Source organism: Arthrobacter sp. UNCCL28, assembly GCF_900102805.1.
GTDB lineage: Bacteria > Actinomycetota > Actinomycetes > Actinomycetales > Micrococcaceae > Arthrobacter > Arthrobacter nicotinovorans_A.
The window spans coordinates 14,928-29,611 of sequence record NZ_FMWE01000012.1; the positions used below are offsets into that span (position 1 = coordinate 14,928).

Consider the following 14,684-nt stretch of genomic DNA (forward strand, 5'->3'; position numbering starts at 1 on the left):
CCGGCCCGTCGCCCGAACCACGGTTCGCGGTGGCGGGCCTTTCTCGTCTCCCCATGCACGATGAACGGATGTGACGCACCTTGCACCCTAAGTTACCGACGAGTAACATGGGCTTAATGCCAAACCGGAGCACCCGCAACGCGGGCCGGCACCATGTCTCAACGAGGAGTTAATACATGAGTCCATCACGCAGCGCCCAGAGGACCGTCCGGGATGTCGTCTTCGTGGACGGAGTCCGCACGCCCTTCGGCAAGGCCGGCGATAAGGGAATCTACGCTGGCACCAGGGCCGATGACCTCGTGGTGAAGTGCATCCGCGAACTGATGCGCCGCAACCCCTCGCTGCCTGCCGAACGTGTGGACGAAGTAGCGATTGCCGCCACCACCCAAACGGGCGACCAAGGCCTCACTATCGGACGCACTGCCGCTTTGCTGGCAGGTCTTCCGCGCACAGTGCCCGGCTTCGCGATCGACCGCATGTGTGCAGGTGCCATGACGGCAGTAACGACGACGGCGAGCGGCATCGGCTTTGGCGCTTATGACGTGGTCATCGCCGGCGGCGTCGAACACATGGGCAACCACCCCATGGGCGCAGGAGCTGACCCCAACCCCCGGTTCATGTCCGAGCGCTTGGTGGACCCGGCCGCCCTGAACATGGGGAACACCGCAGAGAACCTCCATGACCGCTTTCCGGCCATCACCAAGGACCGCACCGATGCCTACGCTGCTGCTTCTCAGGCGAAGCTCGCCGCAGCCTATGCCAACGAACAAATCCAGCACGACCTCGTTCCCGTGGCTACCATGAAGCCGGGCCAAGGCTGGGCGCTTCACACCACCGACGAACCCCCGCGCCCAGGAACCACGGTGGCGGACCTTGCCGAGCTGCGCACCCCGTTCCGCGCCCACGGCCGCGTGACCGCCGGCAATGCCGCAGGACTCAACGACGGCGCCACCGCCGCCGTGCTGGCCTCAGCTGACGCGGCGGAAGAGCTGGGCCTGTCGGTCAAAATGCGCCTTGTCTCCTACGCCTTCGCCGGCGTCGAACCTGAGGTCATGGGCATCGGCCCCGTCCCGGCCACGGAAAAGGCCCTGAAGAACGCCGGACTGGGCATCGAAGACATCGGGCTCTTCGAGATCAACGAGGCTTTTGCCGTCCAGGTGCTCAGCTTCCTGGACCATTTCGGCATCGCAGACGAGGACCCCCGCGTCAACCGCTATGGCGGGGCGATCGCCGTCGGACATCCGCTCGCTTCCTCCGGTGTTCGCCTGATGAACCAGCTGGCCCGGCAGTTCGAGGAAGATCCCTCGGTGCGTTATGGCATCACCACCATGTGCATCGGCCTGGGCATGGGTGCCACAGTGATCTGGGAGAACCCGCACCACGCCGACTACGCTTCCTCCACCGCTGATACCGCCACCACCGAAGGAGCCGCCGCATGAGCGCCGCCGAATTCCAGAAGCTCGCCGCCCTCTTCCCTGATGAAGTCCGCACCCACTCCTACGTGCAGGACATCCAGCTGCCAGGTGGCGCAGGAACCTTCGCGCTGATCACCCTGGATAACGGCCTGGACCACTCCAAACCGACCACGCTGGGCCCCAACACGCTTGTTGAACTGGGCGGCGTCCTGGACGCCCTCAAGGAGCGCGCCTCGAAGGGCGAGATCGTCGGCGTCGGCGTCACCGGCAAGCCGTACTTCCTGGTGGCCGGCGCGGACCTGTCTGCGGTCAAAACGCTCAAGGAGCGCGAGCACGGCCTCTGGATGGCACAGCTTGGCCATGCCGTCTACAACACCCTGGCCAACCTTGGCGTTCCCAGCTTCGCCTTCATCAACGGCCTCGCCTTGGGCGGTGGCCTCGAAATCGCCCTGCAGTCCACGTACCGGACGGTCTCCACGGGCGCCGGCGCCTTGGCCCTGCCCGAAGCGTTCATCGGCTTGGTCCCGGGTTGGGGCGGGGTCTACATCCTGCCTCGCCTCATTGGCCCGGAAAACGCCGTCAAGGTCATGATCGAGAATCCCCTCAGCAACAACCGGACCCTCACCGGCCCGCAGGCCTTCGAGCTCGGTGTAGCTGATGCCATTTTCGAGCCAGCCGACTTCGTCGAACAGTCAATCGCATGGGCCGCCAAAGTCATCTCCGGTGCCGTAACACCGGAGCGGAAGAACTCCGTGGATGCCGGCGATGACACCGTCGCCGGCCGCTGGGCAGACGCTGTGGCCGCTGGACGTGCCTTTGTGGAGTCCAAGACCTCAAACGCTTCACCTGCCCCGGCAAAGGTCCTGGATGTCATGGAGGCCAACCGCACCATGACGCAGGCCGAATCGGCCGCCCTCGAGTGTGAGACCCTGGCGGGCCTCATGCAAACCGACGAGTTCCGGTCCACGGTGTACGCATTCCTGGACCTCGTCCAGAAACGCTCCAAGCGTCCTGCCGGCGCCCCTGACCGCAAGCTTGCCCGGCCGGTCATGAAGATCGGCGTGGTGGGTGCAGGGCTCATGGCAAGCCAACTGGCGTTGCTGTTCGCCCGGCAACTGAAAGTCCCCGTGGTCATGACGGACATCGACCAGGCACGGGTGGATAAGGGCGTGGCCTACGTCCATGCCGAAGTCGACAAGATGCTGGCGAAAAAGAGGATCAAACCCGACGCCGCCAACAGGACCAAGGCATTGGTCACAGGCTCGGTCTCCAAGGAAGCCTTCGCAGACGCTGATTTTGTCATCGAGGCAGTCTTCGAGGAACTCCACGTCAAGAAGCAGGTCTTCGCAGAGGTTGAAGCAATTGTTTCCCCCGAATGCATCCTGGCCACCAACACATCCTCGCTGTCCGTCACTGCGATGGCCGAGGACCTGAAGAACCCGGAACGACTGGTGGGCTTCCACTTCTTCAACCCGGTGGCTGTCATGCCGCTCCTGGAGATAGTGCGGGCACCCAAGACAGACGACGCCGTGCTGGCCACCGCGTTCGAGCTCGCCAAGGGACTCAAGAAGACGGCCGTGCTGGTCAAGGACGCTGCAGCCTTTGTGGTCAACCGCATCCTGCTGCGCCTCATGGGTGAAGTCATCGCAGCCTTTGACGAAGGAACTCCTGCCGACGTCGCTGACAACGCCCTCCGTCCCATGGGCCTGCCGATGTCACCGTTTACTTTGGCTGCCATGGTTGGCCTCCCGGTTGCCCAGCATGTCCAGGAGTCCCTGCACAGCGCATTCGGTGAGCGGTTCCCCGTCTCGCAGAACCTGCAGAAGCTCATCGACAACGGAGTCAAGACCCTGTGGGTTCCCGGCTCCGAGGGCAAGCCCGTCATCCCGGCTGAAACCCTTGCCATCCTGTCGTTCGGGAACACCCCGTCCACCGGCGAAGAAGTCCTTCGACGCACGCAGGATGCTTTGGCAGAGGAAATCGGGCTCATGCTCGAGGAAGGCGTCGTGGCAGGACCGGAAGACATCGACCTCTGCGTCATCATGGGCGCCGGCTGGCCGATGTTCCTCGGTGGCATCACACCATACCTGGACCGTGTAGGCGCTTCCGAGCGTGTCAACGGGAAGCGGTTCCTGGCACCCGGGATTGCCTCGGCACCGGCTTAGGCCGGGCGTGTCCCTTTCCAGTACTGTCCGGCCACGTCCGGTCCCGTCCCTGATAGACAACCAAAGGCCCCTATAGGCAATCAAAGAGGGCAGTGGCCCGGAGCAGATGCTCCGGGCCACTGCCCTCTTTGCCTATCACCCGGCAACTTCCAACGCTGGGCCGGTCAATCCATTTCTAGAACAGTGCCACTTTCGGAGCCTGCGGGAAGATTCCGTCCAATTCCGCGCGATCTTCCGGAGTGGGAACCCAGCACACCGCTTCGGCATTCTGGCGGATCTGCTCCGGACGCGTGGCGCCGGCAATGACGCTGCTGACGCCGGGCTGTGCCGCCAGCCAGGAGAACGCCAACTGCAATTCAGTGATGTCCCGCTCCTTGGCGAATTGTCCAAAGCGGCCCAACTGGTCCCAGTCGGCGTCATGAACCAGGTTGGTGCGCGTGTGGCTAAGCCGGGTTCCTTCGGGCGCCTTTCCAGCGGAGTATTTGCCCGTGAGCAGCCCATTGGCAAGGGGAAAATACGGGAGCACGCCCAGGGAGAAGGCACCAGCGGCGGGAAGAACCTCCAGTTCAGCACGGCGATCCAGCAGGTTGTAATGGTTCTGGGTGGAAATGAAGCGTGCACCGCCGGCCTGGCGGCCAACATATTCGGCTTCGGCGATCTGCCAGCCAGCGAAGTTCGAGTGTCCTATATAGCGGACCTTGCCTTCGGTCACCAGGTCATCGAGCGCCGCAAGCGTCTCTTCGATGGGGGTCAGCGCGTCTGGGGTGTGGAACTGGTAAAGATCGATCCACTCCGTATCCAGTCGCCGGAGCGATGCTTCGACGGCCTTGACGATGTAGCGGCGTGAACCACGGGCTCCAAAATCATTCCCATTGACCCCTTGCATGTCCATGCCGAACTTGGTGCCGATGACGACGTCATCGCGCTTGCCCTTGAGGGCTTTGCCCAACATGGTCTCGCTCAGTCCGGGCTCGCGTCCGTAGACGTCGGCAACATCAAAGAACGTCACACCGGCCTCAATCGCAGCATGGACAACGGCGTCCGTGCCTTCCTGGGACTCGGTGGGCGTATTGGCGCGGCCCAAATTGTTACAGCCCAGCCCTACAGCTGAGACTGTCAGTCCGGAATGGCCAAGGCGTCGGTATTCAGTCATGAATTCAGCCTAGCCTCCGTTGTAGGAGATACCCGATTCCTCCATGGCGTCCTCCAGCTGGGCGATCGCCACCGGCCCCATACCGTGCAGCGTGGAGATCTTCGACTCGCCGAATTCCGCCAGCTGCTCCAACGTTTCGATTCCCTCATGCGCCAGTGCCCGTCTCGCCGGTGCAGCGAGCCCCTTGGGCAGTGGTGTATGTCCGGGCCAGTTGCTCTTGGACGCCATGGAAGTCCCTTCTGGTGCGTTGGGTGCTACTTAGAGAGTAAAGCCCATCCCCTGCTTGGGCGAGTGCTTCACCTTGAAGGCGTCGGGCTCGTTGTAGGGCGCCGAGGCGATGGTGAGCTTGGTGAAGTCCAGATCCTCACCGCGAACGCAGATCTTGATCGCGTTCACAGCCTTGTTGACGTCCGGGCAGAGGCAAAAAATGTTCAGGTGGCCATTTCCTATGTCGGAACGGTCCACCACGCCCAATCCACGCCATGCCAGTTCCCCGGTCAGGGCTGCCTTGGCTTTGCGTTCAAGATGGCGGTCCCGTTCAGTGCCGTCCTTGGTCTTGAGCGCAATTTGGGCGACGACCCAGAACTGCTCGGACTCGGGAATCTCCGCATATCCGTCTTCCTCGCACTGCGCGGCAAAGGCCGCCATCAACCCCTCCACCGACGACTCATCCTCAACGCCGGTTTCATCGGTTTTACTCTGGTGTCCCACTACGCCGTGATTGATCACGAACTGCTGGTCCTCGTCGTCGTACCAGGCTTCGCGGAAGTGGAGAACTCCCTCGTCATCCCGCTTGTATGTACGAATAATCCCGCTCATGCCCGTCCTTTCCTGAACCATTCGGCGCTGGTACTGGCACCAGAGACATCGAAGGGTGCTTTCATGGCCGCTACAGCCTCCAAGAGGGCTGCGCATTCCGCGCGCATAGCGGCCACTGTTTCGTCCGGATAGCCCATGGCCACCCGGTGCTGCTCAAACTCGTCTTCATCGTCAACAAACACGCCGTGGCGGGTGGAACGGATCACGTCCAGATCCATGTCGATCACATGGAACTCCGTTACACCGGGCTTGATGGTGTTCCAACTGTGGGACGTGGCCAGATCAACATAGATCCGGAAGTCCCCGGGGTAGGTGTCGTCGTAGAACGTGGCTACGAACTCACCACTCCGCGGAACCAGCAGGACAGCGTCCGAGGCCGTGTAGAAGGCCGCCCCGGGACGGGAACAGAACTCCCCCGCGCCCTGGAAAACCCACCAGCCGTGGATGTCCTCGCCAAGGTACCTGCCCGGCACCACCCAGTGGGCTTTACCGTTGAATTTCCTGTTCCTCGACACAACGAGGTCGCCGGGCTGCAGTGAGCCCGGCCCGCGTTCGTCCATCACAACGTGGGCAGACTGCCGGTGGTGGGATGTTCCTGACCTGGAAGGGGCCTGGCAAAGGGGACCTTTGTCCCCAAAACCTGGGCTACGACGTCGTGCGTGATCTTCTGGGCCGTCAGCCCAACGCGCTCCAGGACCTGGCTCCGCGAGCCGTGCACAAGGAACTCCACCGGCAAACCGACTTCGTTGAGGGCCGTGTCCACCCCCGCGGCGCGCATTTCCTGCCGGATGCGGGAACCGACGCCGCCGGCCCGCACACCGTCCTCGATGCAAATGACCAGGCGATGCCGGGCAGCCAGGGCAATGATCGATTTCCGCACGGGAAGGAGCCAGCGGGGGTCCACCACCGTGGAACTGATGCCTTGGGCCCCCAGCCTGCCTGCTACATCCAGGGCGAGTTCGGACATTGCACCGACGCTGACAATCAGGACATCGTTTTCGGTGGACCCCTCGGGACGACGGGCAAGGATGTCGACGCCGTCGTGGAGCCGCTCGATCGCTTCGACCTCTGACCCGACACTGCCCTTGGAGAAACGCACCACCGTGGGGGCGTCGTCAATTGCAACGGCCTCCCGCAGTTCTTCCCGGAGCCTCGTGGCGTCGCGGGGGGCGGCCAGGTGAAGACCCGGGACGATCTGGACCATGGCCATGTCCCACATACCGTGGTGGCTGGGGCCGTCCGGGCCGGTGACGCCGGCCCTGTCCAAGACAATCGTGACGCCGGCCTTGTGCAGGGCGACGTCCATCAGGAGCTGGTCAAAGGCCCGGTTGAGGAAAGTGGCATACACGGCCACTACCGGATGCAGTCCGCCGAAGGCCATGCCTGCAGCTGACGTGAGGGCGTGCTGCTCTGCGATACCGACATCAATGACGCGTTCCGGGTGGCGCTCGGCAAACTTGTGCAGGCCCACGGGGATGAGCATGGCTCCCGTGATCCCCACAATGTCCTGGCGCTCGTCGGCTATGTCCGCGATCTCTTCGGCGAATACCGAGGTCCAGGACCTTGCACCTGGCATCTCAGTGGACTCACCCGTTTCGGGATCGATGATTCCTACGGCATGGAATTGGTCTGCCTCGTTGGCCAGGGCCGGGGCGTAGCCGTGGCCCTTCTCGGTCATCGCGTGCACGATCACCGGACCGCCGTACGCTTTCGCGGTGCTCAGGGCGTTCTCCATGGCCTGGAGGCTATGGCCATCCACTGGACCGATGTACTTCATTCCCAGGTCCTCGAACATGCCCTGGGGCGCCCACCAGTCCTTGATGCCCTTCTTCATGGCGTGCAGGCTCTTGTAAGTGAATTGCCCGGCGGGTCCGCCGTCCTGGAGCTTCTTCTTCCACCAGTCCAGCATCCGCTCATAGGCCGGAGTGGTGCGCAAGGAGTCAATGGTGGGGCGCAGTGAAGCGAGGTAATCGGCAAAACCGCCGACAGTAGGTGCGTAGGAACGCCCGTTGTCATTGACCACAATGACAACGCGGCGTCGCTTGTCGGCGGCAATGTTGTTGATGGCTTCCCAGGTCATCCCACCGGTGAGCGCCCCATCACCAACAACGGCGACGACGAACCGGTCACCTTCGCCGGTCAGCTGGCGGGCACGCGAAATGCCGTCGGCCCAGGACAGGGAGGATGAGGCGTGGGAGCTCTCCACAATGTCATGCTCTGATTCGGCGCGCTCTGGATAGCCGGAGAGCCCGCCCTGCTGACGGAGGGTGCTGAAATCCTGGCGGCCGGTGAGCAGCTTGTGCACATAGGACTGGTGTCCGGTGTCGAAGACGATGCTGTCACGCGGGGACTCGAAGATCCGATGGACAGCCAAGGTAAGTTCAACAACACCCAGGTTCGGGCCCAGGTGTCCGCCTGTCGCGGCTACGTTGGTGATCAGGAATTCCCTGATTTCGCCAGCCAGTTGTTCCAGCTCGGTGCCGGACAGTTTGGCCAGGTCCTGTGGATCCTTGACGGTTTCCAAAAGTCCCAACGGCCCTCCTTAGGGTGAATGACGTGCTTGTTAACTTTAGCGTGTACGCGGGACCCCCGCGTTTCCCACGCCTGAGCACTGGCGGGCTGTGCGCCGGCCCCGGACGGCAACAGCCCCGGCTGGTCATTCGACCGGCCGGGGCTGCATGCCTCGGAATCAGCTGAAACCAGCTGGTTCGCTACGCGGAGATCTGGCGCAGAACGTACTGCAGGATGCCACCGTTGCGGTAGTAGTCCGCTTCACCCGGGGTATCGATACGCAGGACAGCGTCGAAGGACTTGGACGTGCCGTCCTCGGCCGTTGCCGTCACCTTGAGCGTCTTGGGCGTGGTGCCGTTGTTCAGCTCCGTCACGCCCTCAACAGCGAAGGTTTCCGTACCGGTCAGACCCAGCGTTGCAGCGGACTCGCCGGCCGGGTACTGCAGCGGGAGCACGCCCATGCCAATCAGGTTGGACCGGTGGATGCGCTCGTAGCTCTCAGCAACAACGGCCTTGACACCCAGGAGCGCAGTGCCCTTGGCTGCCCAGTCACGGGATGAACCCGAACCGTATTCCTTGCCTGCCAGGACCACCAGCGGCGTTCCCGCAGCCTGGTAGTTCTGGGCGGCATCGTAGACGTAAGCCTGCGGTGCACCTTCCTGGCTGAAGTCGCGGGTGAAGCCACCCTCAACGCCATCCAGGAGCTGGTTCTTGATACGGATGTTCGCGAACGTACCGCGGATCATCACTTCGTGGTTGCCACGGCGCGAACCGTAGGAGTTGAAGTCCTTGCGCTCCACGCCGTTGGCCAGGAGGTACTGGCCTGCCGGGGTGTCCGACTTGAACGAGCCGGCCGGGGAGATGTGGTCCGTGGTGACGGAATCGCCAAGCTTCAGGAGCACACGGGCACCGGAAATGTCCTGGACGGGATCCGGCTGGGCCTTCATGCCTTCGAAGTATGGGGGCTTCCGTACGTAGGTGGAATCCTCAGCCCAGGCGAAGGTGTCACCGGCAGGGGTGTCCAGCGCCTTCCAACGGTCGTCGCCGTCGAAAACGCCCTCATAACCCTTGGCGAACATTGCCTCGTCGATGGAGGAGTCAATGACTTCCTGCACCTCTGTGGGGTTCGGCCAAATGTCCTTCAGGAAGACCTCGTTGCCTTCGGAATCGGTGCCCAGGGCATCGGTGTCGAAGTCGAAGTCCATCGAACCGGCCAGTGCGTAGGCGATGACCAACGGCGGCGAAGCCAGGTAGTTCATCTTCACGTCCGGGTTGATGCGGCCTTCGAAGTTGCGGTTACCGGAGAGGACTGCCGTAACGGAGAGGTCGTTGGCCTGGATTGCCTCGGAGATTTCCGGCTCAAGCGGGCCGGAGTTGCCGATGCAGGTGGCGCAGCCGTAACCAACAATGTAGAAGCCAAGCTTCTCGAGGTACGGGGTGAGGCCGGACTTCTCGTAGTAGTCGGTGACAACCTTGGAACCGGGGGCAACGGAGGTCTTGACCCACGGCTTGGACGTCAGGCCCTTGTCTACGGCGTTGCGTGCCAGGAGGGCAGCAGCCAGCATGACGGAGGGGTTGGACGTGTTGGTGCATGAGGTGATCGAGGCGATCGATACTGCACCATGGTCCAACTCGAACTCGCGGCCGTCGGCCGTGGTGACCTTGACCGGCGTCGAGGGCCGGCCGTGCGCACCGTTGGCGGCGGAGTAGACGCGGTCCGTCTCGGTGGTGTGCGAGTCAGCATGGGTGAACGACGGTGCATCCGAAGCCGGGAAGGATTCGTCCAGGGACTCGTCCACGCTGCCGTCTTCGATGGCGACGTAGTTGTGGATGTCCTTGCGGAACTGTTCCTTGGCATCGGTGAGTTCAATGCGGTCCTGCGGACGCTTGGGACCGGAGATGGAGGGAACAACCGTGGACAGGTCCAGCTCGAGGAACTCGGAGAAACGAAGTTCGCGGGAGGGGTCGTGCCAGAGGCCCTGTTCCTTGCTGTACGCCTCCACGAGGGCGACGTTCGCCTCGGAACGGCCCGTCAGGCGCAGGTAGTCCAGTGTGACGTCATCGATCGGGAACATGGCAGCGGTGGAACCGAATTCCGGGCTCATGTTGCCGATGGTGGCGCGGTTGGCCAGCGGCACAGCGGCGACGCCTTCGCCGTAGAACTCAACGAACTTGCCAACAACGCCGTGCTTGCGCAGCATTTCGGTGATGGTCAGGACGACGTCGGTGGCGGTAGCACCGGCCGGGATGCTGCCCTTGAGCTTGAAGCCCACAACACGGGGAATCAGCATGGAGACAGGCTGGCCAAGCATTGCGGCCTCGGCTTCGATGCCGCCAACGCCCCAACCCAGGATGCCCAGGCCGTTGACCATGGTGGTGTGTGAGTCAGTGCCGACGCAGGTGTCGGGGTAAGCGCGCAGAACGCCGTCCACTTCGCGGGTCATGACGGTGCGTGCCAGGTATTCTATGTTGACCTGGTGGACAATGCCGGTTCCCGGGGGAACTACCTTGAAGTCGTCGAACGCGGTCTGGCCCCAGCGAAGGAACTGGTAACGCTCGCCGTTGCGCTGGTACTCGATCTCCATGTTGCGCTCCAGGGCGCCGGAGTTACCGAAGGCGTCGATCTGGACGGAGTGGTCGATGACCATTTCTGCAGGTGCCAAGGGGTTGACGCGCTTGGGATCGCCGCCGAGCTCCTTGACTGCTTCGCGCATGGTGGCGAGGTCAACAACGCAGGGAACGCCGGTGAAGTCCTGCATGATGACGCGGGCGGGGGTGAACTGGATTTCCGTGTCGGGCTCCGCATTGGGATCCCAACCGGCCAGGGCGCGGACATGGTCCGCCGTAATATTGGCGCCATCCTCAGTCCGCAGGAGGTTTTCAAGCAATACCTTAAGGCTGAACGGAAGGCTGTCTGCGCCCTCTACGGAGTTCAACCGGAAAATTTCATAATCGGTGCCGGCTACATTCAGTACGCCTTTGGAACCGAAGCTGTCCACAGTGCTCATGGCAGGACTCCTCTCGCAACAGTTTCATCTTTGTCGCGTGGTTGGCCGCTAGCCAGTTAGGCGCACCTTACTTAGCCGGGCGGCATCTCTCTTGGTCACCCCGGGCCGCGGTGTTGATTCCCCCGGAGCGGGACTACTACGCCCATCGTAGTGGCATCCGTCCCAAGAGTGGCACGCCTGACCCCAAACCCGCGCCGCCCGCCGGACTCCGGCGGGCGTACGCGCCAGGGGGTCAGAGGGAGGGGACGATCAGGCCTACTGTTTCGAGGTGATGCGTGTGGGGGTAGAGATCGAACGCGCGCAGCGACTCCAGGCGCCAACCACCCTGATGGAAGTAACCCAGATCACGCGCAAAGGACGCCGGATCGCAGGACACATAGGCAATTGCGCGCGGTCCAGTGGCCATCAATTGCTTGACCACAGCCTTTCCGGCCCCGGCGCGTGGCGGGTCCAGCACCAGCGAATCAAAGCTTCGCGCACTCTGGTGCAGCACACGTTCCACCCGCCCCTGGACTATTTCCACCTGTGGTTGCCCGTGCAGGTTCTTGCGGGCATCCCGGCTGGTCCCGGGGGCGCCCTCCACCGAAAGCACCGATCCCGTGACACCTACCGCGTCGGCCAAGGGGGCCGTGAACAGCCCTGCGCCGGCATAGAGATCGGCAACGGCGGCACCGGGCTGCAAGTACCCGCCCCGTGAAAGATAATCCGTCACAGCACCCACCAAGGTTCCGGGCGCGTCCTTATGGATCTGCCAGAACCCCTCGCCAGTGACCCTGTATTCATGGCCGGCGGCGGACTCCTGCACCCAGGTCCTCCCCCGCAACTGCAGGACCTCGCCCTTTCCCGGGTCGAAGCTGGCTACTGACACCTCATGCGGCAATTGGGACACGATGCTGTGCACCCTCTTGGGGCTCGTCCCTTCTTCCGGGGCCAACAGAATCAGCGGCCGTGAACCGTTGGCCGGCACGGCAACCTCGACGCGGGCGATCCCGGTGAGGTCCAGGTCCCACAGCTTCAGTTCATTGACTCCGGGCAGCGCCAGTGGCATTTCAATAATGGGAAGCACCAGATCGGAGCGATGCGCGTGCATGCCCAACCGTCCCTTGGAAGTCACGGCGAAGCTGGCGCGCGTGCGCCAGCCGAGGCCGTCGTCGTGCTGGTCCCCGACCGCTTCAACCTCGGTGGCGAGGTCGAGGCCGGCAAGCCTCTGGAGTTGCTCGGCCAGCACCCCGGACTTCAGTTCACGTTGGTGCTCCAGCGAGATATGTCCGAGCTCAGCGCCGCCCACCGGAGGCCCGCCCCGTTTCCACGAGGCCAAGGAGTCCGCCGGTTTCCAGAAATGCGGAACGCGGTGGGGCGATGCTTCAAGGACTTCGACGACGTCGGCCCGCCAGAAGCGCGACGAGTCACCGGAGTCGGTCAACCGGATGCGGACCTTCTCCCCCGGGATGGCATGCCGGACGAAGATGACGCGCCCTTCGTGCCGTGCGACAAAGTGGCCACCGTGGGCGATCGGTCCGATGTCCACGACGAGTTCGGTACCTGCCGCGCCTGGATGTTCGCCGGCGGCCTGTGCGGTGGGGTGGGAAGTGGTGTGGGAGGTCATTTAGGTATCCTGCAGTGCCTTTGCTTCTTCGGACGATTTCAGCTGCCACGGAACGCTGGCAACCATGACTCCAGGTTCAAAGTGGAGCCGCGTCTTGATTCGGAGTGCTGTCTGGTTGTGGACCAGTTGCTCCCACCATTTGCCCACCACATATTCGGGGATGTAGACCACGATCAGGTCCCGGGGCGAGTCACGCCGCATGTTCTTGATGTAGTCCATGATGGGTGTCACGGTTTCGCGGTAAGGGCTGGCCAGCACGGTCAGGGGCACCGGAATTTCCAGCTTCTCCCAGTCCCGGACGGTGTGCTGGGTCTCTTCTGTGTTGATGTCCACGGTAATTGCGTCAAGGCGCGAGGGCCTGGATGCCCTGGCATATGCCAGCGCCCGGAGGACGGGCTTGCGGACGTGCGAGACGAGGAGAACCGCATGGACGCGGGTAGGCAGGGCGCGCGGTGACGAGTCCTCGTCGACCGCCAGTTCCCTGGCCACGTTGTCATAGTGGGCGCGGATGCTCCACATGATGAGGAAGAGGACAAACATGGCAAGCAAAGCGATCCAGGCGCCCTGCTCGAACTTGGTGATCAGGACGATCACCAGGACCAGGGCCGTCATGCCGAAACCGACCATGTTGATGGTGCGCGACTTGATAATCCTCCGGCGGACGGCCTTGTCCCTGGCGAGTTTCAATTCGCGTCCCCAGTGCCGGATCATCCCGAGCTGGCTGGCCGTGAAGGAGATGAAGACGCCCACGATGTAGAGCTGGATCAGCTTGGTGACATCGGCGTTGAAAGCGAGGATCAGCACCAGGGCACCCGCGGCCAAGGCCAGGACGCCGTTGCTGAACGCGAGCCTGTCGCCGCGGGTTCGGAGTTGACGCGGGAGGTAGCCGTCCTGGGCAAGTATGGAGCCAAGGACAGGGAACCCGTTGAAGGCAGTATTCGAGGCGAACACCAGGATGACACCTGTTGCCGCCACCACGATGTAGAACGGAATGGACCCTGCACCGAAAATGGTGTCGGCAATCTGGCTGATGGCCGGGTTTTGGATGTAGCCCTCGGGAAGCGGCTTGCCGTCCACCAGGAACTCCGTGGCGGGGTCAAGGACGATGTGTACCTTGGTGGCATTGGCCAGGAAGAGGATGCCGGCCAACATTGCCGCGGCGATTGCGCCGAGCAGCAGCAACGTTGTTGCCGCGTTTTTGCTCTTGGGCTTCTGGAAGTTTGGTACGCCATTGCTGATGGCTTCGACGCCGGTCAGTGCCGCAGCGCCGGAGGAGAACGCCCGAAGCAGGAGGAAAGCGCCGGCCAGTCCAACCAGGCCCTCATCAAATCCGGACTGCGGGACGATGGTGAAGTTTGCCGACTGTGCCTCCCCCAGTTGCCCGGTGGCAAACTGGAAAATACCCACGGCGGTCATGCCCAGGATCGAAGCCATGAAAATGTAAGTGGGAACAGCAAAAACCGAGCCCGCTTCCTTGATTCCACGAAGGTTCACCAGCGCAAGGATGACGACGCCGATAGTGGCAATGAGGGCCTGTTGTCCGTGCAGCGAAGGAATTGCCGTGGTGACATAGGCTGCAGCGGAAGACATGGACACGGCAACGGTCAACACGTAGTCCACCAGAAGGGCTGAGGCCACGGTGAGCCCGGCATACTTGCCCAGGTTGACGTTCGCGATCTCATAGTCGCCGCCACCGGAGGGGTAGGCGTGGACGTTTTGGCGGTAGGACGCCACAACTGTGAGCAAAACCACCATGACGGCGAGGCCGACCAACGGCGAGAAAGCTACGGCACTGACGCCCGCGAGGGCCAGCGTCAGCAGGATTTCATCAGGGGCATAGGCTACCGAGGACAGCGCATCCGAGGCGAAGATCGGCAAAGCGATGCGTTTGGGCAACAAGGTGTGGGACAGGCGGTCATTCCTGACCGGCCTGCCCACCAACACCCGCTTCGCGGCATTCAAAATTGTCAGCACTCCGCAAAGCTACTCTGAATCCCCATCGATGTC

The 14,684-nt window shown here is 62.8% G+C and carries 10 protein-coding genes; 2 read left to right on the forward strand and 8 right to left on the reverse strand.

Going from position 1 to position 14,684, the window contains the following annotated elements:
- Window positions 1–176: 176 nt before the first annotated feature.
- Window positions 177–1,439, forward strand: coding sequence for a thiolase family protein (locus tag BLQ01_RS20825; protein WP_091554140.1), 1,263 nt, complete (start codon window positions 177–179; stop codon window positions 1,437–1,439).
- Complete coding sequence (locus tag BLQ01_RS20830; protein WP_091554142.1) at window positions 1,436–3,580, forward strand: 3-hydroxyacyl-CoA dehydrogenase NAD-binding domain-containing protein; 2,145 nt, start codon at window positions 1,436–1,438, stop codon at window positions 3,578–3,580. Before BLQ01_RS20825 ends, BLQ01_RS20830 begins: the two co-directional genes overlap by 4 nt.
- A gap of 175 nt (window positions 3,581–3,755) precedes the next feature.
- Here BLQ01_RS20830 and BLQ01_RS20835 read toward each other — a convergent pair whose 3' ends face one another.
- The 8 genes from BLQ01_RS20835 to BLQ01_RS20870 form a co-directional block, all read right to left on the reverse strand.
- The gene (locus tag BLQ01_RS20835) at window positions 3,756–4,733 is read right to left on the reverse strand and encodes an aldo/keto reductase (RefSeq protein ID WP_026540323.1); all 978 of its coding nucleotides are present in this window, start codon (window positions 4,731–4,733) and stop codon (window positions 3,756–3,758) included.
- Window positions 4,734–4,742: 9 nt separating this feature from the next.
- The gene (locus BLQ01_RS20840) at window positions 4,743–4,961 is read right to left on the reverse strand and encodes a helix-hairpin-helix domain-containing protein (RefSeq protein WP_026540322.1); all 219 of its coding nucleotides are present in this window, start codon (window positions 4,959–4,961) and stop codon (window positions 4,743–4,745) included.
- 30 nt (window positions 4,962–4,991) lie between these two features.
- The gene (locus tag BLQ01_RS20845; protein ID WP_026540321.1) at window positions 4,992–5,552 is read right to left on the reverse strand and encodes a hypothetical protein; all 561 of its coding nucleotides are present in this window, start codon (window positions 5,550–5,552) and stop codon (window positions 4,992–4,994) included.
- Window positions 5,549–6,115 (reverse strand): DUF402 domain-containing protein, encoded by a 567-nt coding sequence (locus BLQ01_RS20850; RefSeq protein ID WP_091554145.1) that lies wholly within the window; start codon window positions 6,113–6,115, stop codon window positions 5,549–5,551. Before BLQ01_RS20850 ends, BLQ01_RS20845 begins: the two co-directional genes overlap by 4 nt.
- Window positions 6,112–8,085, reverse strand: a complete 1,974-nt coding sequence (gene dxs / locus BLQ01_RS20855) for a 1-deoxy-D-xylulose-5-phosphate synthase (protein ID WP_026540319.1) — start codon at window positions 8,083–8,085, stop codon at window positions 6,112–6,114. The genes BLQ01_RS20850 and dxs overlap by 4 nt, the downstream gene beginning before the upstream one ends.
- A gap of 178 nt (window positions 8,086–8,263) precedes the next feature.
- Window positions 8,264–11,071, reverse strand: coding sequence for an aconitate hydratase AcnA (gene acnA, locus BLQ01_RS20860; protein ID WP_026540318.1), 2,808 nt, complete (start codon window positions 11,069–11,071; stop codon window positions 8,264–8,266).
- A 232-nt stretch (window positions 11,072–11,303) separates the two neighbouring features.
- Complete coding sequence (locus BLQ01_RS20865; RefSeq protein ID WP_091554147.1) at window positions 11,304–12,677, reverse strand: class I SAM-dependent RNA methyltransferase; 1,374 nt, start codon at window positions 12,675–12,677, stop codon at window positions 11,304–11,306.
- On the reverse strand, window positions 12,678–14,651 hold the full coding sequence (locus tag BLQ01_RS20870; RefSeq protein ID WP_026540316.1) for an APC family permease: 1,974 nt from the start codon (window positions 14,649–14,651) through the stop codon (window positions 12,678–12,680). It abuts the gene before it with no gap.
- Between the last annotated feature and the right edge of the window lie 33 nt (window positions 14,652–14,684).